This window comes from Usitatibacter palustris, assembly GCF_013003985.1.
GTDB lineage: Bacteria > Pseudomonadota > Gammaproteobacteria > Burkholderiales > Usitatibacteraceae > Usitatibacter > Usitatibacter palustris.
In genome coordinates, this window is sequence record NZ_CP053073.1 from 2745925 (window position 1) to 2765953 (window position 20029).

Below are 20029 nucleotides of genomic sequence, written 5' to 3' on the forward strand. Positions count from 1 at the left end.
CGCACACGCGACACATTGATCGACCGCGTTGACCGACCGCGCGACTACGAACACAATGCGCTCGATGAATTCCCGGCACGGCACTAAATGAGCGGCTACTCCGGCACGCCGCTGTGGAAGAAGCTCGGCCTGAAGGAAGACTGCCAGCTCTTCGCCACGGATGCGCCGCCCAACTACGTGAAGTTGCTGGCGGCCGTGCCCAAGGGCACGCATCTCGCTTCGCGGCTCAACACCAAGACGGACATCGTCCATCTCTTCGCCAAGAAGAAGACGACGCTCGCCCGGTCGCTGAAGACCGCGCGCGGCAAGATCCGCGACGACGCGGCGATCTGGGTGTCGTGGCCCAAGAAGGCCGCCAAGGTGCCGACCGACCTCACCGAGGACGTGATCCGCGAGATCGCGCTGCCCCTGGGGCTCGTGGACATCAAGGTCTGCGCGGTGGACGACACCTGGTCGGGCCTGAAGCTCGTGATCCGCAAGGACCGCCGCACCCCGAAGCCCTGACCGGGCGCCCCTGATGCGTTACGTTGCCTTCCTGCGCGCCGTGAACGTGGGCGGCCGTACCGTGAAGATGGCCGAGCTCGCGAAACATGTTTCCTCGCAGGGCTTCGGCAACGTCAGCACGTTCATCGCCTCGGGCAACGTGCTCTTCGACGCGCCCGGTTCCGACGGCGACCGCCATGCGCGCCGGCTCGAGAAGAGTCTCGAGGGCTGGCTCGGTTTCCCGGTGGCCGTCATGGCGCGCACCTTCCCGCAACTCGAAGCCATGGTCGCCTCCAATCCCTTCAAGGGCGAACTGCGCGAGCGCGACGCGAAGCTCTACGTCTCGTTCCTGTGGGCCGACCCCAAGGCCACGCCCAAGGTGCCGATCGTGCTCGCCCGCGAGGGCCTCAAGCTTTTCCGCCTCGAAGGGCGTGAAGCCTTTGGCGTCTCCAGCCGCTTGCCTGGCGGTAAGTTCGGCGTCCCCGATTTCGAGAAGCTCCTCGGCATGCCCGTGACCACACGCAACTGGAATACGGTGCGTCGCATCCTCGACGCCGAGAAGTTGCGCGGGTGAACACCACGCTGCTCGAGCTCGTGCGCGCCACGGTGGCGCGAACGCCGGAAGCGCCGGCCGCGCTCATCGAGGGCCAGGTCGTGAACTACCGGCACCTGAACGCGCTCGTGTGCGTCGCGACGCGGGACTTTCATGCGCGCGGCATCGGCCCCGGCGAGGTCGTCGCCGTATCGACGGGCCAGGGACTGCTAGCGATCATCGCATTGCTCGCCCTCGCGAACCTGGGTGCAGTGAGCGTCACGATGGTGCCGGGCCTCGGTACCGTGCGCGCCTCGCTCTGCCGGCGCTACGGCGCGCGGCGCGTCGTGTTGAGCGACCAGGCCGCGGCGATCGATGGCGTGGAATCCCTCGTGCTCGCAAGCCTGCAGGCCCAGGGACACGAAACGATGCACGGCCTCGACGACTTTTCGCCGCGTGCCGAAACGCCGGTGCGCATTGCGCTCGCTTCGGGATCGGCGGGCGAGACCAAGGGCGTCGTGCAGACGCACGGCGACCTTGAACGCCGCCTGAGAAACTCGTTCTGGGACACGCGCTCGTCCTCGCGCGTCCTGCCCCCGAATCTCGAAGACACTGCCTCGCTGATGATGTGCTTCTCGGCGCTGCGCGATGGCGGCCTGTTGGTGCTTCCAAAAAGCGGCTCCGACCTGGCTGCGGTGCTCCTCGCCGTCCAGGTCCACGGCGTCACGCACCTCGTGCTGTCGCGCGCTTCGCTCGTTTCGACTCTCGCCCTGCTGCCCGCCGATGGCCCCGCGTTTCCCTCGCTCACGCACCTGCGCATCGCGGGCGGCCCGCCTCCGACCGAGATCCTCACCGGCGCATGCAAGCGCATCACACCCAACGTGTACCTGACGTACGCCACGAGCGAGCTCGGCGTCATCTCGCTCGCCACGCCGGAGACACTGGCCCGCGCGCCGCGCAGCAGCGGACGGGTCGCTTCCCATGCCTGCGTCGAAGTCGTGGACGAATCGGGCCGCAAGGTCGCGCCAGGCGGCACCGGCGAATTGCGCATCGCCGTGGAGGACATGCCCCAGGGCTATCACGCAGCCGACGACGCTTCGGGCTCGCGCTTCCGCGATGGATGGTTCCACCCGGGCGATCGCGGCCACATCGGCGCGGACGGACTGTTGTATGTCGAACGAAACCGATGACGACCAAGGCCGACACCACCGCCGCCGTCGATGCCTTCATGGCGAAGCTCGACCACCCGCACAAGGATGCGATCGAGGAGCTGCGCGCGATCATCCTCGGCGCGCACGCGTCCATCGCGGAGGGCGTCAAGTGGAACGCGCCGAGCTTTCGCACGACCGAATACTTCGCGACGACGCACCTGCGGACGAAGGGCGGCGTGGGCCTGATCCTGCATCTCGGGGCGAAGGTGAAGGACAACTCGACGGGCGGCGCGACGATCGACGACCCGGGAAAGCTCCTTCAGTGGCTCGCGAAGGAGCGGGCCATGATCACGTTCGCGGACCGGGCCGACCTCGAGGCGAAGAAGGCGAAACTCGCGGCGATCGTGAAGCAGTGGGTCAGGATGGTTTGACGTCCAGGCGCTTGCTCATGCCGATGCCGGTCACGCCGAAGCCGTGGCGTTCATACAGCGAGCGCGCCCGCGTGTTCCAGCCCATCACGTTGAGGCTGACGCGCGAGACGCCGATGCCGCGCGCGTAGTCCTCCGCCAGGCCGAGCAGCGCCGAACCCAACCCCTGGCTGCGCCGCGCTTCGACGATCTCGATGTCGTAGATGTAGATGAACGGCCTGCCTTCGCGCTCCATGAGTGCCAGCCAGAGCAGGCCCACGGGATCGCAGTCGCCGTTGCGGAAATGCGCTTGCGCGTAATCCTCGACCGCGTACGCGAGGTAGCGCTCGTATTCGAGCGGCGTCATCGGATCGAGCCGGAGCATCGCACTCACCTTGCGGTCACCACGCTGAACTCGCGTGCGCCGAAGTCTATCGTGACGCGGCCGGCGAGCAGCGCATCGGCCCCGAGGATGCCATCGCGCACGGCGTAACCGAGCTCGCGCGGGGCGATCGTCTGCAACTCGTCGAACTTGATGCGCGCCCCGCCCACATGCAGCGCTCCGTCGCGATGGACGGTGATCGCCATCTTGCGCGAGCTTCCCGCGGCCATGACCATCGCCTCGCGCGTCACGCCGTCGCGCAGTCCCGCGCCCGCGGCGAGCGGCGTGGCGATGGCGCTTCGCGAGGCACCGGTATCCAGGAACAGCGTGAGCGGAAATCCGTTGGAAGCCTGCGCGCGGACATAAGGCTCGCCGACCCAGAAGAGATTGCCGCGGCCGGCGGCGGCGGACGACGGCCCGAACTGAACGGTTTGCGACGCGTTGTCGATCACGACGCGCAGGCTCGAAAGCGCATTCCAGCCGAGCACGCCGTCGAACTTCGCCACGTCGAGTCCGGTCACGCGAAAGCGCAGGCGCGCGGAGTCGATCACCATCACGGGATGGCGCACGAGGCGGATGCCCCCGATCTGCAGGTCCACGACCGCGAGCTCGACGTGCACGCCCTCGCCGTGCGCATCGCGCGCGCCGATGCGCGCCCCCAGGCGCCACGCGCCCACGGCATTGGCGAGCTCGGAGCCGATCACGGTGAGGCCCGCGCCGGTGTCGATGCCCATCATCGTCGGCACGCCGTTCACGCTCGCCGCGACCATCGGCGTGGTCGATGCGTTGCGCTCGAACGGCAACGACACGGGCGCCTCGGGATAGTGGCGCTGCTCGCGCGCCTTCGCTTCGTGCAGGGCCTCGGCGAACGAACGATCGACGCGGCTTGCGAAGGCGTTGTCGGGAATCGAGGTCGTCTCCTTCACGACCGACTGGAGCAGCGCGCGGGCGCGCGGCGAAGCTTCGCGGTCGTGCCTCGCGATGAGCCGCGAAAGCGCGTCCTGGGCCGCGTCGACGCGGCCGTCGGCCACCATGCGCACGGCGACGAGGTAGTCGCGCTCCGGCCCGGAGGCGACAAGCGCTTCGGCCTGGTCGAAATCGAGGGCCAGGACGGCCTCCCAGAAGCCCGAAAAGGGCCGGATGAGCGGCGCCGGCGCCGGGGCGATCTCCAGGCCCACGCGCGGCGTCGTGGTGCATCCGCCGGCTGCGAGGAGCAGGCAGGCCCAGATGGCCAAGGCGGCGGTTTTGCCCATGTTTTCAGGGGGTTGGGGATTCCCTTCAGGGTAACGGTTGATCGCGGCCGCGGCAACCATCCGCACTGGCGTTGTGCGCTGCAGCAGAGCGGCGTATAGTCCGCGACCATTCCGTGAGCCACCCCTCCCCCAGCGTTTCCTACGCCCCGAAACGGGCCACCGCCCCGCTCGTCATCGGTGCGATCGGCGTTGTCTTCGGCGACATCGGCACGAGCCCGCTTTACGCGCTAAAAGAGGCTTTCAGCCCCGATCACGGCATCCCGCTCAACCAGCACAACGTCCTGGGACTGCTCTCGCTCATCACCTGGTCGATGGCGTGGGTGATCGCGCTGAAATACCTCGTCGTGATGATGCGCGCCGACAACAACGGCGAGGGCGGCATCCTCGCGCTGCTGGCCCTCGCGTTGCGCGAAGTGAAGAAGTCCGAGCCCCGCCTGCGTTGGGCGGTGATTTCGATCGGCATCTTCGGCGCGGCGATGTTCTACGGCGACAGCATGATCACGCCGGCGATCTCGGTGCTCTCCGCGGTCGAGGGCCTCGCCGTCGCGACGCCGGCCTTCGGCCCTTATGTGATCCCGATCGCGCTCGCGATCCTCACCGGACTCTTCGTGATCCAGCGGCACGGCACCGCACGCATGGGCGCGCTCTTCGGGCCGATCACGATCCTGTGGTTCCTCTGCATCGGCGCAATCGGCGCGGTGCACGTCTGGGCGAACCCTTCGGTGCTGCGCGCATTCAACCCGGCGTACGCGGTGTACTTCTTCGAGCTCTATCCGCTCGCAGGCTTCCTTGTGCTGGGCGCCGTGTTCCTTGCGCTCACCGGTGGCGAGGCGCTGTACGCGGACATGGGGCACTTCGGCAAGAAGCCGATCCGCATCGCGTGGTTCGGGCTGGTGATGCCCGCGCTGCTCATCAATTACTACGGCCAGGCCGCGTTCGTCCTCGCCAACCCCGCGGCCATCAAGAATCCGTTCTTCCTCATGGTGCCGGCCTGGGCGCTGCTGCCGATGGTGGGCCTCGCGACGTGCGCGACGGTCATCGCCTCGCAGGCGGTGATCACCGGCGCCTTCTCGATCACGCGCCAGGCGATCCTGCTCGGCTACATCCCGCGCCTCGAGATCATGCACACGTCGTCGCGGCAGATGGGCCAGATCTACGTGCCGTTCATCAACTGGCTGCTCTTCGTCGCGGTGGTACTACTGGTGCTGGGATTCCAGACCTCGAGCGATCTGGCCAACGCCTACGGCATCGCGGTGTCCGCGACGATGGTGATCGAGTGCCTGCTCGCCTGGGTGGTCGCGCGCCGCATCTGGAAGTGGTCCTCGTGGATGACGGGCCTCGTGATCGGCAGCATGCTCGTGATCGACCTCGTGTTCCTCGCCTCGAACTCCACGAAGATCCTCTCGGGCGGCTGGTTCCCGCTGCTCATTGGCGCGGGCGTCTTCACGCTGCTGATGACGTGGCGCCGCGGCCGCTCGATCCTGTTCCACAAGGTCGCCGAGCAGGGCATCCCGTTGAAGCCCTTCCTGCAGAGCCTCGAGCTCGCCCCGCCGCAGAAGGTCGAGGGGAGTGCCATCTTCATGACGGCCAACACGATCTCGGTGCCGCACGCGTTGCTGCACAACCTCAAGCACAACAAGGTGCTGCACGAGAAGACTGTGTTCCTCACCATCGTCACGCACGACGTGCCCGTCGTTCCCTCCGAGGATCGCGTGCAGTTCGAGCGGCTGGGAACGGGCTTCTTCAAGCTGGAGGCCTGGTACGGCTTCCAGGAGCAACCCGACATCGACGAGATCCTGAACTCGTGCCGCGTGCGCTACGGGCTCGGGTTCGACCTCATGGACACGTCATTCTTTCTGTCGCGCGAGACCGTGATTCCCGCGGAGCTCCCCGGCATGGCGATGTGGCGCGACCACCTGTTCGCGTGGATGACGCGCAACGCCACGCGCGCCACGGACTTCTTCAACATCCCCGCGAACCGCGTGGTGGAGCTGGGAACTCACGTTGAAATCTGAAAAGGGGACAGTCCCCTTTTCAGAAATGGGGACTGTCCCCTTTTTCTAGCGTTCGACGGTCGGTTGGAACTCCACCTTCGCGCCCTTCGCACCCGTGATGACGATGTTGCGTCCGTTCAACGAGACGCGAGGGCTGTCGATGAGGATGCCCGCAAGGACTCCCTCGAACTCGCCTCCGGGTCCGGCGCAGGCGCGCTTGGTGGTGGCCACGACCATTTCGAGCCGGTCACCTGAGAGCTTGTACGTGCCGTTGAGGTTGTTGCAGCCCGTGTAGCCCGTGACGCGGCCATCGCCGCCGAACTCCAGGCGCGGCGCGTTACCCAGTTGCTCCCGGTCGTTGCCGGTCGGCAGCCACTTCTGGGCGTTCATGCCCACGGCGACCCAGCGCGTATTCGCAAGATCCACGATGCCTCCTCCCGCCATGTCCGACACCGCGCGGAAGCGCAGCGTGCCGGCCGATCCCGTCATCGACATCGCGTCGGCCGTGATCGAGTAGCTCGAGACGGCCTGCAGCACTTCGACCACGCGCCGCTCTGCAGACAGGTTGCTTTCATCGCAGGACCGGCGGCCCGCGCTGATCACGCCCATCGCGATGGCGCGCGCGCCAACCGTGTCGCGGATGTAGCGTGCGTTGATGCGGTTGCAGCCGCCGTAGCCTTCCATGCGGCCATCGCCCATGCGGATCCAGGGCTGCTCGCCATTCACCGGCAACTCGAGAATGACTTCCCAGCGCGTGCCGACGAGCGGCTTGGGCGGCGGCTCGCGCTCCTCGAGCGTCTTGCAGGCGGGCAACGTGGCGGCAAGCGCGGCGAGGGCAAGGCAGGTGCGCGCGGGCGAGTTCTTCATGGAGGGCTCCCTGTGATCAATCGAATAGGGCGTCGATGCCCTGGGCAACGAGGTCGAGGATGTTCGCATCCTCGTTATACGTCGTCATGAGGACCCCGGGCAGGCCGCCGACGGGGCGATGTTCGAAACGCCTGGCCTTGGCTTCGGCCTGCGCGATGCGCGCGGGCACCATGACCTCGGCAGCGCGGGCGGCGTCGGGGTTCATGCGGCCGCGGCTTTTGGCATCGAGATCCGCGAGCGCGCGCTTCACGGCTTCGGCATCGAGGATCGCCACGGGCGAGCGGCAATGCGCGCACGCCGCGTCGCGCGAAAGGTCCACCGCCGCGCCGCAGCTCGAACAGCGCACCTGCTTCACCGTCGCCTTGAGTTCCTGGATCTCCGGCGCAGAAAGCGTGCGCACGAAATTCTTCTCGCGCAGGAACTGCACGAACGTCGTGAACCGCCCGTGGCCCTGCGCGCAGCGGTAGTACGAGATCTTGTTGCTGCGCTGCATGTCGTTCGTGAAGACGAGCTTCTCCCGGCAGTGCAGGCAGTTGAGCCGGTCGGCGAGCGGGCGCGCGGGTTTGTCCTGGTTCTCGTGGATCAGGCGAAAGATCTCGATCACGGCGCCGGGCGCGAGCTGGCCGCTCTCGTACTGGTCGAACCAGATCGCGTGACAGTCGAAGCAGAGGTCCAGCTCGATCAGGCCGCCGACGTGGCGCTCCAGGGCGCGGCTTTGCATGCGGCCCGCACAGCTGGGGCACGTGCGTTCGCCGCTCATGGCGCCTCGGCCACCTTCTTCAGGTTGGCGAGGCCTTTCTCGAAATCGGGACCGACGAGCTTGTCCATCACGAGCGCGAAGTAACGCGCCAGCGGATTCTTGCCGACGTCGCCTTCGTTGTGCCAGTAGACCATCGTGGTATTGCCCTGGCCCACGAACTTCATCGCGCCCTTCGAGCTCATGTCCATGTCGGGAAAGTGCAGCGCGAACTCGACGACCTTCCCGGGTTCGGCATTCGTGAACTCCATGCTGCCGTCGCCTTCGGTCTTGCTCACCCACGACCACTTCGCGCCCTTGCCCGACTCCGGGCCCGAATACACGATCTTCATGTTCGGATCGCGCTCGTTCCACGCCGACCATTTCTTCCATTCGCGCGGATCGGCGACCAGCGCATAGACCTTGTCGGCCGGCGCCTTGATGCTCGCTTCGCGCTCGACGCGGAACGTCGAGGGCAGCATGAGGCCGACGGCCAGGAAGACGGCGACCAAGCCGACGACGATGATGAGGATCCACTTGAGAATCTTCATGCGCCACCCCTCGCAAAAAGTGCGGCTAGCTTAACATTGGCCCATGTGCAGCCGGTACTTCCTCGACGACGACGGCAACATCATTTCGTACACGTTTCGCGTGCCCGTCGACGACCGCGTGAAGCGGCGCTACAACATCGCGCCGACCAACGTTTCGCCGGTGATCCGCGCCGCGCCCGAAGGCGGCCGCGCGCTCGCGATGCTGCGCTGGGGGCTCGTGCCGTACTGGGCCGACGACCTCAAGGTCGGCACCCGCGCGATCAACGCGCGCAGCGAGACGGTCGAGCAGAAGCCCACGTTCCGCGAAGCGTTCAAGACGCGCCGCTGCCTCGTGCCGGCCACGGGCTACTTCGAATGGAAGGGCGATCCGGGCCACAAGCAGCCGTTCGCGTTCACGCTGCCCGATCGCCCGATGTTCGCATTCGCGGGGCTGTGGGAGCGCTGGAAGCCGCGCGACGGCGGCGATCCGGTCGAGACCTACACAATTCTCACCACCGAGCCCAACGCGTACGCGGCGACGATCCACGACCGCATGCCCGTGATCCTCGCGGAAGGCGACTACGATCGCTGGCTCTCAGGCACGGTCGCGGAAGTACGGCCGCTGATGCGGCCGTACGCGAACGAGATGGGCGCGCGCACGGTCTCGAAGCTCGTGGGCAATCCCCGCAACGACGTGCCCGAGGTGCTGCTCCCGGACTGAGTTACTGCAGCACGGGCCGCGCGTTCACCGACTGGATCGGCCGGTTGTTGGCGAAGCCCACGGTCTTCGTGAACTTCTCCACCTGCGCCTTCGAGGCCGTGAGCGGATTCTTCATCACCAGCCACAACACGCCCTCGGAACAAGGCGGCGTCGTGAGCGAACCGTTGAAGCGGTAGTAGGCCTTCGACTTGGGCAGGAGGCTCGCGGCGGCGGGGGCCGACCCGGCCCGCAACACCACCTTGTCGCCGGCCTTCGTCGGTGTGGCCGACCAGAGCTTGTCGAGCACCGGATTCGCCGGGCCATCCTTGAACATCACGCCGATCACCGCGAGGTTGCCATCCTTGTCGGCGTGCACGAGGTGCACCTCGAGCGGATATTCCTTGCCCTGGATGCGGTTCTCGCCGGGCGCATGGAAGTGGAACTGCTTGAGGTGGAAGACGCGGCCGGCGAGAGCCAGCGTGCCGCCGTCGGCGATGTCGAGCTGGATCGTATGGCCGTTGTTCACGAGGTCGCCGCCGCTCTCGCGGTAATCGATGCGCAAGGCTTCAAGCTTCGCGGGGATGCCGCCGGCGATGTCGATCGGGGACTGGTTGCGGCCCAAACCGCACATCACGTTCTTCGGATCGCCCTTCGACCAGTTGGCCGGACCCGCCTCGCCCGAGTATGTCCAGTGCGATGCGTCGGCAAATGCGGTGGCGCAGCCCAGCACACCCAGCGTGGTGACGAGGAGGGTGGCGAGCGTCGGCTTCTTCATGCGGCAGTCCTTTCGCGGGAAACGGGAACCAGCGCGGCAGGATGCGCGCGCCAATGTTTGATGAGGATAGCGTACACGTCGGGATCGAACACGAGCTCGCGGCGCGAGTCGAGCAGCGACTCGAATTCGTCTTCGCGGCGCGCGGTGCCCAGGTGGCACCAGCGGTCGAAGAGGTGCAAGGCCTCCTGCCCGCCGGCTGCGTCGACCTCGTGAATGTATGCGGGGCCCGGGAACGGCCAGTCGCGCAGCTTCCAGTGCGCGAGCGCGGTGGCAAGGCGAAGGCCGTGGACCGCCGGGGTCTCCTCGCCCAGGCACGCGCCGCGGCAGCGCTTCACCTGGCGAGCGAAGCACGGACCGCCGCGCTTCTCCCAGCCCAGCAGCCGCCAGCACAGGCCATGCTCGGCCGCGAGGTCCTCGAGCGTGCTGCGAATCTGCGCGCGGGTGTTGAACGGACCGTAGATCGGACCCGCGCCCATGCCGCGCTCGCCCCAATCGATCTCGCTGTTGGTGCGGATCTCGGGGGGTGCTGCGAAATCATCGAGCGAGATGAAGCACACGCCTTCCTTGCGCCGCAGCCGGTGGTTGTGGAGCGGCAGGAGCTGCTTCACGAGTTGTGCCTCGCGAATCAGCGCGCCGAGCTCACCCACCGTGGCCTCGAATTCGATGCGGCGGATCTCGCTCGAGATGCGCAGGTCGTTGGCGCTGCGGTAATCGCTGGAGAAGTGCGAGCGGATGCGATCACGCAGGTTCACGCTCTTGCCGACGTAGATCGGCAGGTCGTTCACGCCGTAGAAGCGGTAGACGCCCGCGCCATCGGGCAGGCCCTCGAGCGCATCGGGAGCGAGCTGTGGCGGCAGGCTGGGAATGCGCAGCAGCCGCTTCACCGCCGCTTCGATCTCCTCGGCGCCGCGCTCGCGGTAAAGGCCTTGCACGAAGCGCCAGAGCACGCGCGCATCGCCGAGCGCCGAGTGGCGGCCCGCGCGGCGCAGCGGATCGGCGTCGAACGTGTCTTCCAGCCCGTGGCGCGCGACGATCGCGTCGAGGTTGTGGCCGATCGCGTGCGGATCGAGCCGCCGCGACAGGCGCACCGTGCAAAGGACATCCGCGGTGTACGAAACGCCCGCGCGTTGCAGCTCCGTCTTCACGAAGCCGTAGTCGAAGCGCGCGTTGTGGGCGACGAACACGCAGCCTTCGAGGCGCTGCATCACGTCGCGCCGCACCTGCGAGAAATCCGGCGCATCGCGAACCATGTCGTTGGTGATGCCAGTGAGCGCCTGGATCGCCTCCGGAATCGAGCGGCCCGGATTGACGAGCGTGGACCATTCGTCGACGAGCACGCCATCGACCACGCGCACGATGGCGATCTCCGTGATGCGCGATCCGCCAGGCGAGGTGCCGGTGGTCTCGACGTCGACGAAGGCAATGGCGGGTGCCAGCATCAGCGCTTCCTTCCCTTGATCGCCGCCGCTCGCCAGGGCGCGCTCCCGAACCGCTCCACGAGGAACTCCACCATCGCGGCCACCTTCGGCGAGCGGTGGCGCCCTTGCGGATAGACCACGCTCAGCGGCACCGCCTCGACGTGATGCGAGTCCCGGAGGATGGGAACGAGCTTGCCTTCGCGCACCGCTTCGCCGGCCACGACGTCGATCATCCGCGCGATTCCCGCGCCCGCGATCGCGAGCCGCATCAGCGTTTCCGCATCCGTCGCGGTCACGCGGCCGCGCACTTCGACGTGGCGCACGCCCTCCGGGGAATCGAACGGCCAGCGCCAGAGCGCGGGAAAGGGTGCGAGCCGCAGGCAGTCGTGCTCGAGGAGGTCATCGGGTTTCTTCGGCGTGCCGTGCTTCTTCAGGTACGCGGGCGAGGCGCAGATCACGCGCTCGAGGTCGCAGATGTGGCGGGCGATGAGCGACGAATCGCCGAGCGTGCCGGTGCGGATGCCCAGATCCGCGCCGTCTTCGATGAGATCGACCACGCGATCGCTCATGGTGAGCTCGACCTGGACGTCGGGGTGGCGCGCGAGGAATTCGGGCAATGCGGGTGCCAGCTGGTGCAGGCCGAAGGAGAAGCCCACGTTCACGCGCAGCAGCCCGCGCGGCAGCGCGCGGAAGCGCGCGACTTCGTCCTCGGCTTCGGCGATGTCGGCAAGGATGCGCTGGCTGCGATGCAGGAAGGCTTCGCCCTCGGGCGTGAGCGCGAGGCTGCGGGTGGTGCGATTGAGGAGCCGGACGCCAAGGCGGTTTTCGAGCCGGGTGACCAACTTGGAAACGGCGGAAGGCGTCAGGCCCAACTCGCGCGCCGCCGGCGAGAAGCCGCCGACCTCCACCGCCCGGACGAACGCCGTCATCTCCGCAGAGGTGCTCATTTGTGCCGGCAGTTCATGAATCCTGTTCCATTGCAGGCGATTGTATACCGATTGCGCAGCAATTATCTTGTCTACCTGGGGCCCAAAAGGCCCGGCAACCGGAGCAAGACAATGAGATATGAACGGGATCAATGGCTCGAACTGGAACGGCAAGCCCACCACGATCGCGCGGTCTACATCGCGGGGCTACTGACGGACGGCTACAACTGGGTGGCTCAGCTGGTCTCGAAGGCATGGCGCTCGAGCTCGTCGAGCGGGACGAACTCCAGGGCGCTTTCGTGAGTCGCTTCGAGGATGATCGGCGGGGCCACGCCCGCGTCGAGCGCCTCGACCCACCGCAGCACGCACAGGCACCAGCGGTCCCCGGGCTTGAGGCCGCGGAAACGCGCCTCGGGGACCGGTGTTGAAAGGTCATTGCCGCGCGCGCGGCTGAACTGCAGGAATTCCGCCGTCATCCGCGCGCAGATGATGTGCGTGCCCAGGTCCTCCTCCGCCGACCGGCAGGAGCCGTCGCGGTGGAAACCGGTCAAGGGGTCGAAGCAGCAGGCGAGCAGGTCGCCGCCCAGGACGTTGCGTTCCATATCCCCCCGAGGATAAGACGAGTCGCGATGATAAAATAGCGGCCGCTTGTCCCGGAAAGTCGCCATGCCCCGCAGCCGCTCCAAATCCCCTCCCCGATTCACCCGTGATGCCGAACGCCTCATCGCGCTCTCGCTCGGCCTCAATGCGTCGGGCAGCGGCGCCGAAGACCGCTTCTGGGAGGCGGAGACGTCGGCGCTCGTCGCGAAGCTCCTCACCAACGGGATCGACGGGCCCATCGACAGCGCGCTCGACCACCTCTACCAGTCGAACCTCGGCGCGTACGACACGCTGATCGAGCTGATCGAAGCCGAATCCGAATCGCTGGTCGTGATGCAGGGCGACGCGGCCTGGCAGGCGCTGCTGATCGCCGTGCCCATCGTCGCGTGGTCCAAGTATTCGATTCCCTCCGGCCCCATCGGCCGCGAGGATATAGACGCGCTCAGCGCGCAGCTGCAGGGCCACGTGCTCGCCGCGGATGCGAAGCTCGTCGTCGTTCCCTACCTGCAGTCGATCGACCAGCTTCCGCGCCAGTTCTCGGAGCTGCGCAAGCTCGCTGCGCGCCTGGGCGATTGCGCTGTCACCGGCGAACTGCCGCGCATCGATTTCTCACGCCTGCCCGAAACCGCGCACCTGCTCGCCGATACGCGCTTCGTGCTCGCGTGCGCCGCGGTGCCGCGCGGCAAGCCGATGTTCCGCTGGCAGGAAGACGCCTCCGGCCACGCCGGCCGCGCGCACAGCCTCGAGCAGTGGATCGCGCAGGCGCGGCCCACGCTCGCGAAGCTGCTCCCCGGCTGCGTGTTCGAGTGCCTCCTGCCCGATGCCTACTACGTGAATTGCCGCGAGTCGGACCGCCGCGTGCGTCCGTTCGGCGTTCGCGCCGCGGTCTCGTTCCTCGAGGGGGCGTTGATGACCAAGGCCGCGGACATCCGCGCCGTGGTCGCCGGCTTCGGTGACGATCGCATCGACGAGTACCGCATCGCCTTCACGCTGCCCGGCGACAACGACGTCGCGCATGGCGTGGTCTGGCCGCTGTACGGCCGCGAGGACGAGAATGCGCGGCCCGGGCCGCACGACGAGGTGCTCGCACAACTCGCCGAGTGCGGCATCGTGGACGTTCGCAAGCTCGCCGGCACCTTCTCGCCGGAGTTCTGCGAGGACTGCGGCGCGCCGCTGTTCGCCAATCCCGAAGGCGAGATCGTCCACGCGGAACTCCCCGAGGAAGCCGAGAGCCACACGGCCCACTTCCACTGAAATAAGTGGGGTCAGACTCGACTTAATTGAATTCTGGGGATAACTGGCGCCTGATCCCAGTTATCCCCAGAATTCAATTAAGTCGAGTCTGACCCCACTTATTTCATGGACGCCCTGTCGGAGGTCCTTCGCGCAGTCCGCCTCACCGGGGCGGCCATCCTGAACGCCGATTGCGGCGCACCCTGGGGCATGGCGGTCGTCTCGACGACACCGCTCGCCCGGGGCCACATTCCCGACGCCGACAATCCGGCCGTTTTCCACCTCGTCGTGTCGGGCGAATGCTGGCTCATGGTTGGAGACGCCGCGCCGCTGAGGTTGCGCGCGGGAGACGTCGCGGTGCTCGCGCAGGGCGACGCGCATCGCATCGGCGACAAGCCCGAGTCGGAGACCGTGGCGCTCGCCTCGCTCATCCGGGCGCCGATCGCCGGTGAGCTCGTTCCGATGGTCCATGGCGGCAGTGGCGCGCGAACGCACGTGATCACGGGCATTGCCGCGGCCGACCGGCGCCTCGCCGACCCGCTGCACGCTGCGCTCCCGCCCGTGCTGCGCGCGAACCTGCGCGGCGCGTGTGCCGTGGATGGCCTCGTCGATGCGGTGGGTCTCGCGCTCTCGGGCAACGAAGCGCCGCGCCCCGGTGGCATGGCGAGCCTCGCGCGCTTCGCCGAGCTGATCTTCATCGAAGCCATCCGCCGCCACGTGGAATCCATACCGCCCGGCGCAACGGGTTGGCTCGCGGGCCTGGCCGATCGCTACGTCGGGCGCGCGCTCGCCCTCATGCACGCGAAGCCGGGCGACGACTGGACGGTGGAAAAACTCGGGCGCCACGTGGGGCTCTCGCGCTCGGCACTCGCCGACCGCTTCACGCACCTGCTGGGCGAGCCGCCGATCACCTACCTCTCGCACTGGCGACTGCGCCTCGCCGCGCAGAAGCTCGCGCTCACGCATCGCAGCGTGGAGGCGATCGCAACGGAGGCGGGCTATGAATCGGCCAACGCGTTCTCGCACGCTTTCAAGCGTGCGTTTGGGAAACCGCCGACGGTGTGGCGGAAGAAGGCGCGGGTAAGAAAGTAATTTGTCATTCTGAGGAGCGAAGCGACGAAGAACCTGCTTTAGGGTTTTAACTGTCAACCCCCTCAAGCAGGTCCTTCGTCGCTTCGCTCCTCAGGATGACAGTTCGCGAAGGATGACAGTTCGTCTTACTTCTTCATCGCGCCATACATAAACGGGAACGACACGTCGTACCGGTAATCGACGTCGGAGTGCGTGTCGTCGAACTCCTCATACGTGTGCTTGATGCCCGCTTCCTGCAGGCGCTTCGAGAGGATCCGGCAACCGTAGTGGATGTGGTACTGGTCGCGCCACCCGCAGTCGATGTAGATGCCGCGCAGGGTCTTCAGGTTCTTGCGGTACTTCGCGACGAGGTTCACCGGGTCGTGCTTGCGCCACGCATCCCAGCGCGCGGGCAGCACTTCACCCGTCTCCAGGTTGAACGGCAGGCGGAAACCGTTGGGTGCACGCGGATCCGGGTCGTAGCTCGCGGCCATGCACAGGTTCATGATCGTGTGCCCCTCGGCCATCGTGAGCTTGTACTTCTTCCAGACGTGCTCGAGGAAGCCGCGCACGCGGCCATCGTCGAAGCCCTTCGCAGCGCCCTTCTCCATGCGGCGCGCGTCATACCGGCCCGCCTTGAACGTGTCCTTGCGGTACTTCGCCAGTTCGTTGAGCGTGTTGGGCCAGTCGTGCCAGTAGACGAAGTCGAAGTACGCATCGCCCGAGTGATCGCAGACGACGCTCCAGGTCTCCGGGTACTTCATGCCGTGGATGATCGCGCCATAGCCGCCCGAGGACTTGCCGAAGCAGGCGCGGGAATCGCGCGAGGCGAGCGTGCGGAATTCGCGATCGACGGTGGGAATGATTTCCTTCGTGAGGTAGTCCGCGTAGGGACCGATCGCGGACGAATTGATGTACTGGTTTCCGCCGAGCGCCGTGAAGCAATCGGGAAATACAACAATTGCCGGTCCCATCCTGCCCTGGTGCACGAGGCGATCGACGCGCTCGGGAACGTTCTCGCTGAAGTTCTTCCACGCGACGTGCGAGAGCCCCGAACCCGTGAAGCCCACCATGTCGACGATCACCGGATAACGCTTGCCGCGCCCGCGCGTGGCACCCTCGTCATAGCCCGGCGGCAGGTACACCGCGAGCTTGCGCACGTGGGGATCGCCGAGCGCGTTGTCCTTCAGCCGGCGCGAGACATGCTCGAGGATCACGACGTTGCCGGTCTTCCACTTCGGGCGCTTCAGGGCCATGGGGAGCTTTCAGGAGGGGATGCGGAATTCTATGACGTCAGAGGACTCGGCGAACGGCGCGCAGCATCGCCTCGCTCATCTCGCCGACCGTGTCGGCCACGTAATCCACGCCGAATTCGCCCAGCCACGCACGCTCGGCGCTGGAGTCGGCCATCGCAATCAGCATCGCGCGCGGATTGGCTGCGCGGACCGCGGCGCACACGCGCATCTTTTCGGCGAGCGTGGGCGTGGTGACGATCACCACGCGCGCGTGCTCGATTCCTTCGAGCTCGCCGCTCACCTGTCGTGCCGGCAAGTCACCGGCGGTGAATCGCGCGGCCATCGTACGAGCCATCTCGCCCGCGCCGACGATCGCGATGGGCACGACCGCGGGGTTCGCCTTGGGCGCGGCCTCGGCCTCGTCTTCGGCGAGCGCCTCCGCGTGCCGGCGGCGAGCCTCGATGCGTTCCACCGCCGAGAACAGCACCGGGTTCACCGCAATCGACGCGATGGCCGCGAAGATGAGCGCATCTATCGCCATGTCCGGGAGGATCCCCAGGGATTTGCCGAGCGCGCCGAGGATGAACGAGAACTCACCGATCTGCGCGAGGCCCACGGCCACCGTGAGTGCGGTACGCATCGGGTGGCGAAGGACGAGCACGATCGCGAGCGCGATCGCGGGCTTCACGAGGAGCACGATCACGAGCGCCAGCGCCGCAGGCCCCGGATGTTCGATGAGCTTCACGGGATCGAAGAGCATCCCCACGGAAACAAAGAAGAGCGCGGAGAAGACATCGCGGAACGGCGCCATGTCCGCCGCGGCCTGCGGGCCGAAGCGCGACTGGCCCACGACGAGCCCGCCGAAGAACGCACCGAGTGCCACCGAGACATGGAAGACCTCGGCCGCGATCACCGCGACGCCCAGCGCGACCACGAATACCGTGAGCGTGAAGAGCTCCGTCGACCGGGTCAGCGCGATCTTCTCCATGATCGGCGCGAACAACCGAGCGCCGATCGCCCAGACGAGCGCGGCGAAGAGCCCCGCGGCACCGATCGCCAGCGCGACCTCCTTGCCGATGGACGCTGCCGTGCCCGCGCCGGCGCTGCCCGCGAGCGCCGGGAGCACGACCAACGCGACCACCGTGAACAGATCCTCGACGATCAGCCAGCCCACCGCGACGTGCCCGTCCTGCGAGCCCAGGCGATCGCGCTCGACGAGCATGCGCATCAGCACCACCGTGCTCGCGACCGCGAGCGCCATGCCGAACACCAGGCCCGCACCGTGGCTCCACCCGAAGTGCCGCGCGACGAACCAGCCCGCCACCGCGGCCACGATGCTTTGTCCTACGGCGCCCGGCACTGCGACGCGCCACACGCGCAGCAGCTCCTGCGGATGGAAGTGCATGCCCACGCCGAACATGAGGAGGATCACGCCGATCTCGGCCATCTGCGAGGCGAACTGGCCGTCCGCGACGAAGCCGGGCGTGTACGGACCCACGACAATGCCCGCGAGCATGTAGCCCACGAGCGTCGAGAGCCCGAGGCGTTGCGTGATCCATCCGAACACGAGTGCGACCGCGAGGCCGCCCGCGAGCGTGATGATGAGAGAAAGATCGTGCATGGGTCGATGGTACAAAAGAAAAGGGGCGCCTCAGCGCCCCTTTTTCGATCTTGCGCGGAACTTTACGCAGCTACGCGGCGCTTGTACTCGTTCGTGCGCGTGTCGATCTCGATGCGATCGCCCGTCGAGCAGAACGCCGGGACCTGGACTTCGTGGCCGGTGGCGAGCTTCGCGGGCTTGAGCACCTTGCCCGACGTGTCGCCGCGCACCGCGGGTTCCGTGTAGGTCACTTCGCGAACGATCGTGGTGGGCAGCTCGAAGGAGATGGCGCGGCCTTCGTAGAACACCGCCTCGCCCGTCATGCCGTCTTCGAGGTAGTTGATCGCGTCGCCCATCGATTCCTTCTCGATGTCGATCGAGTTGTAGTCGCTATCCATGAACACGTACATCGGATCGGCGAAGTACGAGAAGCTCACTTCCTTCTTGTCGAGCATGACCAGCTCGAACTTCTCGTCGGCCTTGAAGACCGTCTCCTGGTTGCTCGCGGTGAGCAGGCTCTTCATCTTGAGCTTCATGGTGGCGGCACTGCGCCCACCCTTGTTGTACTCGGCCTTCAGCACGACCCACGGGTCCCCGTTGATCGTGATCACGTTGCCGGTACGCAGTTCCTGTGCATGCTTCATCGGTATGTCCGGGAGGTTCGAAATTAGCCCATTATTTTAGCAGCTTAGAGGTGAATTTGGCCAGTTCGAATGCAAGCTCGCCTTGGCCGGCCAGCCGCTGCGCCCAGGCCTGGGAGGCCTCCCGGACGGTAGCCCTACGCCCCGCGAACCCGGCCCATGCCGGCCCCACCCCCTCGCCCTTGTTCCAGGCTTCCCACAACGCCGTGAGCGCGGCCGCATCGTCACGCGAAAGGCCCGCGGAAAATCGCGCGAGAAAGGCCGAGAGCTTCACCCAATGCGCACCCTCGTCCTGCGGGTAGATCTGCCAGACGAAGGGCCGGCCCGCCCACTGCGCGCGCACGAAGGAATCCTCGCCGCGCACGAAGTTCAGGTCGCAGGCCCAGAGCAATTCGTCGTAGCGGTCCTGCGGAAGGAACGGGACGTTCTCGCCCGGAACGACGAGGCAGGCGTCGGGACCGAGCGCGGCCCGCAGCGCTTCGATGGCCGCCCCCGGGTAGGCGAAGACGCTCACCTTCAACGCGCCGGGCCGCGGGACTTCCCCGCGCAGATCACGCCAGAACTGCGCCTGCGCGTCCTCGCTCGACTGGAACGCATCGCGCCGCGTGAGCAGGTCGTGTTCGCGCAGCAACCCGCCGGTCCGCGGCGTGAAGCCCGGAAAGAAGTAGTGCTTCACCAGCGGCAGGCGCGGATTGGGCGACGGCAACCGGTGGCTGCCCTCGACCCAGTCCTCCGCGCTCAGGTATTCGAGATTGATCCAGCGCGGCTTCGTTTCGCTCGCGGCCATCGCGAGCACGTAAGCCTCGGGCGGATCGCAGCCGAACGTCTCGACGACGACCTCGGCGATGTCGGTCGCATCGTCGCGCCACCGCGCGATCTCGACTCCCTCGAGGACCTGCAAATAGCTCGCGGCATCGAGCTCGGGCCGCAGCTTCGCCAGCACATCGACCCGATCGAGCCACAGGCGCACGCGCTTGCCGTGCTCGCGCGCAAGCAGGCGCGCGAGGCGCCAGGACACGGCGACGTCACCGTAGTTGTCCACGACCTTGCAGAAGACGTCCCAGCGTTCAGCGGCGTTTGCCATGCGCGGATTCTAAGCCGCGCGGCCCGCCTTCGACCTCAGCTGTTCGTGAGGATCTCGATCTTGTGGCCGTCGAGGTCGGTGAACAGGCTGCCGAAATACGTGTTGCTGATGTCGGGCCGCTCACAGGGCGCGCGCACTTCACGCGCGCCGTTGGCCAGCGCGATGTCATGGGCGCGCTGCACGTCCATGCGCGAGGGCGCGGCGAACGCGATGTGCATGCGCGGTGCGACGATCTGCCGGCCCGGATCGACGGGATACAGGAAGAAGCCCCAGTGATCCTTGGTGCCGAAGGCGGCCTCGTCGCCCTTGTCGCGCTGCAGGTCGACGCCCAGCGGGCCGAGGGCCGCGCGATAGAAGGCTACGGCCTGGGAGTAATTTTCGCTGCCGATGGATACGTGATCGATCATCGCT

The 20029-nt window shown here is 66.9% G+C and carries 22 protein-coding genes; 8 read left to right on the top strand and 14 right to left on the bottom strand.

Annotation, left to right across the window (positions count from 1 at the left end; translation table 11 throughout):
- The first annotated feature begins 87 nt into the window (after nucleotides 1-87).
- Genes DSM104440_RS13390 through DSM104440_RS13405 form a run of 4 tightly spaced genes read left to right on the top strand, consistent with a single transcriptional unit; the run spans nucleotide 88 to nucleotide 2597 of the window.
- On the top strand, nucleotides 88-504 hold the full coding sequence (locus DSM104440_RS13390; protein ID WP_171163444.1) for a DUF3052 family protein: 417 nt from the start codon (nucleotides 88-90) through the stop codon (nucleotides 502-504).
- Between the two features lie 13 nt (nucleotides 505-517).
- Nucleotides 518-1057, top strand: a complete 540-nt coding sequence (locus DSM104440_RS13395; protein WP_171163446.1) for a DUF1697 domain-containing protein — start codon at nucleotides 518-520, stop codon at nucleotides 1055-1057.
- Nucleotides 1054-2205 carry an AMP-binding protein gene (locus DSM104440_RS13400; protein WP_171163448.1) on the top strand — a complete coding sequence of 384 codons (1152 nt, stop codon included), beginning with the start codon at nucleotides 1054-1056 and terminating at the stop codon, nucleotides 2203-2205. The genes DSM104440_RS13395 and DSM104440_RS13400 overlap by 4 nt, the downstream gene beginning before the upstream one ends.
- The gene (locus DSM104440_RS13405; RefSeq protein ID WP_171163450.1) at nucleotides 2202-2597 is read left to right on the top strand and encodes a DUF1801 domain-containing protein; all 396 of its coding nucleotides are present in this window, start codon (nucleotides 2202-2204) and stop codon (nucleotides 2595-2597) included. Before DSM104440_RS13400 ends, DSM104440_RS13405 begins: the two co-directional genes overlap by 4 nt.
- On the opposite strand, the gene DSM104440_RS13410 is transcribed toward DSM104440_RS13405, so the two are convergent.
- Entirely contained in the window at nucleotides 2584-2958 is a 375-nt protein-coding gene (locus DSM104440_RS13410; RefSeq protein ID WP_246212163.1) for a GNAT family N-acetyltransferase, read from the bottom strand. The genes DSM104440_RS13405 and DSM104440_RS13410 overlap by 14 nt on opposite strands.
- 5 nt (nucleotides 2959-2963) lie before the next feature.
- On the bottom strand, nucleotides 2964-4208 hold the full coding sequence (locus DSM104440_RS13415; protein ID WP_171163454.1) for a retroviral-like aspartic protease family protein: 1245 nt from the start codon (nucleotides 4206-4208) through the stop codon (nucleotides 2964-2966).
- A 113-nt stretch (nucleotides 4209-4321) separates the two neighbouring features.
- Between DSM104440_RS13415 and DSM104440_RS13420 the strand changes: the two genes are divergently transcribed.
- On the top strand, nucleotides 4322-6223 hold the full coding sequence (locus tag DSM104440_RS13420; protein ID WP_171163456.1) for a potassium transporter Kup: 1902 nt from the start codon (nucleotides 4322-4324) through the stop codon (nucleotides 6221-6223).
- Nucleotides 6224-6268: 45 nt separating this feature from the next.
- Here the strand turns inward: DSM104440_RS13420 and DSM104440_RS13425 are convergent, their stop codons facing one another.
- Genes DSM104440_RS13425 through DSM104440_RS13435 form a run of 3 tightly spaced genes read right to left on the bottom strand, consistent with a single transcriptional unit; the run spans nucleotide 6269 to nucleotide 8356 of the window.
- Entirely contained in the window at nucleotides 6269-7069 is an 801-nt protein-coding gene (locus DSM104440_RS13425; RefSeq protein ID WP_171163458.1) for an META domain-containing protein, read from the bottom strand.
- A gap of 16 nt (nucleotides 7070-7085) precedes the next feature.
- Nucleotides 7086-7829 carry a TFIIB-type zinc ribbon-containing protein gene (locus DSM104440_RS13430; protein WP_171163460.1) on the bottom strand — a complete coding sequence of 248 codons (744 nt, stop codon included), beginning with the start codon at nucleotides 7827-7829 and terminating at the stop codon, nucleotides 7086-7088.
- Nucleotides 7826-8356, bottom strand: coding sequence for an SRPBCC family protein (locus DSM104440_RS13435; protein ID WP_171163462.1), 531 nt, complete (start codon nucleotides 8354-8356; stop codon nucleotides 7826-7828). The genes DSM104440_RS13430 and DSM104440_RS13435 overlap by 4 nt, the downstream gene beginning before the upstream one ends.
- A 43-nt stretch (nucleotides 8357-8399) precedes the next feature.
- Between DSM104440_RS13435 and DSM104440_RS13440 the strand changes: the two genes are divergently transcribed.
- Entirely contained in the window at nucleotides 8400-9056 is a 657-nt protein-coding gene (locus DSM104440_RS13440) for an SOS response-associated peptidase (RefSeq protein ID WP_171163464.1), read from the top strand.
- Nucleotide 9057: 1 nt separating this feature from the next.
- Here the strand turns inward: DSM104440_RS13440 and DSM104440_RS13445 are convergent, their stop codons facing one another.
- The 4 genes from DSM104440_RS13445 to DSM104440_RS13460 all read right to left on the bottom strand — a co-directional run bounded on the left by DSM104440_RS13445 (nucleotide 9058) and on the right by DSM104440_RS13460 (nucleotide 12756).
- Nucleotides 9058-9810 (bottom strand): carbonic anhydrase, encoded by a 753-nt coding sequence (locus DSM104440_RS13445; RefSeq protein WP_171163466.1) that lies wholly within the window; start codon nucleotides 9808-9810, stop codon nucleotides 9058-9060.
- Entirely contained in the window at nucleotides 9807-11249 is a 1443-nt protein-coding gene (locus DSM104440_RS13450) for an exonuclease domain-containing protein (RefSeq protein WP_171163468.1), read from the bottom strand. The genes DSM104440_RS13445 and DSM104440_RS13450 overlap by 4 nt, the downstream gene beginning before the upstream one ends.
- Nucleotides 11249-12175: a LysR family transcriptional regulator gene (locus tag DSM104440_RS13455; RefSeq protein ID WP_171163470.1), complete on the bottom strand. Its 927-nt coding sequence runs from the start codon at nucleotides 12173-12175 to the stop codon at nucleotides 11249-11251. The genes DSM104440_RS13450 and DSM104440_RS13455 overlap by 1 nt, the downstream gene beginning before the upstream one ends.
- Nucleotides 12176-12390: 215 nt before the next feature.
- Nucleotides 12391-12756, bottom strand: coding sequence for a DUF2237 family protein (locus DSM104440_RS13460; RefSeq protein ID WP_171163472.1), 366 nt, complete (start codon nucleotides 12754-12756; stop codon nucleotides 12391-12393).
- A gap of 64 nt (nucleotides 12757-12820) precedes the next feature.
- Here DSM104440_RS13460 and DSM104440_RS13465 point away from each other — a divergent pair, with 64 nt between their 5' ends.
- Entirely contained in the window at nucleotides 12821-14008 is a 1188-nt protein-coding gene (locus DSM104440_RS13465) for a DUF2863 family protein (RefSeq protein WP_171163474.1), read from the top strand.
- 105 nt (nucleotides 14009-14113) lie between these two features.
- Nucleotides 14114-15079, top strand: a complete 966-nt coding sequence (locus DSM104440_RS13470) for an AraC family transcriptional regulator (protein WP_171163476.1) — start codon at nucleotides 14114-14116, stop codon at nucleotides 15077-15079.
- A 125-nt stretch (nucleotides 15080-15204) separates the two neighbouring features.
- Here DSM104440_RS13470 and DSM104440_RS13475 read toward each other — a convergent pair whose 3' ends face one another.
- From DSM104440_RS13475 to DSM104440_RS13495, 5 genes are all read right to left on the bottom strand, one after another.
- Nucleotides 15205-16314: an alpha/beta hydrolase gene (locus DSM104440_RS13475; RefSeq protein ID WP_171163478.1), complete on the bottom strand. Its 1110-nt coding sequence runs from the start codon at nucleotides 16312-16314 to the stop codon at nucleotides 15205-15207.
- A gap of 37 nt (nucleotides 16315-16351) precedes the next feature.
- On the bottom strand, nucleotides 16352-17914 hold the full coding sequence (locus DSM104440_RS13480; RefSeq protein WP_171163480.1) for a cation:proton antiporter: 1563 nt from the start codon (nucleotides 17912-17914) through the stop codon (nucleotides 16352-16354).
- A 62-nt stretch (nucleotides 17915-17976) separates the two neighbouring features.
- Nucleotides 17977-18537 (bottom strand): elongation factor P, encoded by a 561-nt coding sequence (efp, locus tag DSM104440_RS13485; protein ID WP_171163482.1) that lies wholly within the window; start codon nucleotides 18535-18537, stop codon nucleotides 17977-17979.
- A gap of 31 nt (nucleotides 18538-18568) precedes the next feature.
- On the bottom strand, nucleotides 18569-19618 hold the full coding sequence (locus tag DSM104440_RS13490; protein ID WP_171163484.1) for an elongation factor P maturation arginine rhamnosyltransferase EarP: 1050 nt from the start codon (nucleotides 19616-19618) through the stop codon (nucleotides 18569-18571).
- Between the two features lie 35 nt (nucleotides 19619-19653).
- A complete protein-coding gene (locus tag DSM104440_RS13495) occupies nucleotides 19654-20025 on the bottom strand; it encodes a VOC family protein (protein WP_171163486.1) in 372 nt (123 codons plus the stop codon).
- Nucleotides 20026-20029 lie beyond the last annotated feature (4 nt).

What these genes read in the sequence shown, in the direction of transcription:
- DSM104440_RS13495 (WP_171163486.1), bottom strand. Translation starts at nt 20,025, where the DNA reads ATGATCGATCACGTATCCATCGGCAGCGAAAATTACTCCCAGGCCGTA.
- DSM104440_RS13430 (WP_171163460.1), bottom strand. Translation starts at nt 7,829, where the DNA reads ATGAGCGGCGAACGCACGTGCCCCAGCTGTGCGGGCCGCATGCAAAGC.
- DSM104440_RS13475 (WP_171163478.1), bottom strand. Translation starts at nt 16,314, where the DNA reads ATGGCCCTGAAGCGCCCGAAGTGGAAGACCGGCAACGTCGTGATCCTC.
- DSM104440_RS13450 (WP_171163468.1), bottom strand. Translation starts at nt 11,249, where the DNA reads ATGCTGGCACCCGCCATTGCCTTCGTCGACGTCGAGACCACCGGCACC.
- DSM104440_RS13470 (WP_171163476.1), top strand. Translation starts at nt 14,114, where the DNA reads ATGGACGCCCTGTCGGAGGTCCTTCGCGCAGTCCGCCTCACCGGGGCG.
- DSM104440_RS13425 (WP_171163458.1), bottom strand. Translation starts at nt 7,069, where the DNA reads ATGAAGAACTCGCCCGCGCGCACCTGCCTTGCCCTCGCCGCGCTTGCC.
- DSM104440_RS13465 (WP_171163474.1), top strand. Translation starts at nt 12,821, where the DNA reads ATGCCCCGCAGCCGCTCCAAATCCCCTCCCCGATTCACCCGTGATGCC.
- DSM104440_RS13480 (WP_171163480.1), bottom strand. Translation starts at nt 17,914, where the DNA reads ATGCACGATCTTTCTCTCATCATCACGCTCGCGGGCGGCCTCGCGGTC.
- DSM104440_RS13410 (WP_246212163.1), bottom strand. Translation starts at nt 2,958, where the DNA reads ATGCTCCGGCTCGATCCGATGACGCCGCTCGAATACGAGCGCTACCTC.
- DSM104440_RS13455 (WP_171163470.1), bottom strand. Translation starts at nt 12,175, where the DNA reads ATGAGCACCTCTGCGGAGATGACGGCGTTCGTCCGGGCGGTGGAGGTC.
- DSM104440_RS13445 (WP_171163466.1), bottom strand. Translation starts at nt 9,810, where the DNA reads ATGAAGAAGCCGACGCTCGCCACCCTCCTCGTCACCACGCTGGGTGTG.
- efp (WP_171163482.1), bottom strand. Translation starts at nt 18,537, where the DNA reads ATGAAGCATGCACAGGAACTGCGTACCGGCAACGTGATCACGATCAAC.
- DSM104440_RS13460 (WP_171163472.1), bottom strand. Translation starts at nt 12,756, where the DNA reads ATGGAACGCAACGTCCTGGGCGGCGACCTGCTCGCCTGCTGCTTCGAC.
- DSM104440_RS13390 (WP_171163444.1), top strand. Translation starts at nt 88, where the DNA reads ATGAGCGGCTACTCCGGCACGCCGCTGTGGAAGAAGCTCGGCCTGAAG.
- DSM104440_RS13440 (WP_171163464.1), top strand. Translation starts at nt 8,400, where the DNA reads ATGTGCAGCCGGTACTTCCTCGACGACGACGGCAACATCATTTCGTAC.
- DSM104440_RS13415 (WP_171163454.1), bottom strand. Translation starts at nt 4,208, where the DNA reads ATGGGCAAAACCGCCGCCTTGGCCATCTGGGCCTGCCTGCTCCTCGCA.
- DSM104440_RS13405 (WP_171163450.1), top strand. Translation starts at nt 2,202, where the DNA reads ATGACGACCAAGGCCGACACCACCGCCGCCGTCGATGCCTTCATGGCG.
- DSM104440_RS13435 (WP_171163462.1), bottom strand. Translation starts at nt 8,356, where the DNA reads ATGAAGATTCTCAAGTGGATCCTCATCATCGTCGTCGGCTTGGTCGCC.
- DSM104440_RS13490 (WP_171163484.1), bottom strand. Translation starts at nt 19,618, where the DNA reads ATGGCAAACGCCGCTGAACGCTGGGACGTCTTCTGCAAGGTCGTGGAC.
- DSM104440_RS13395 (WP_171163446.1), top strand. Translation starts at nt 518, where the DNA reads ATGCGTTACGTTGCCTTCCTGCGCGCCGTGAACGTGGGCGGCCGTACC.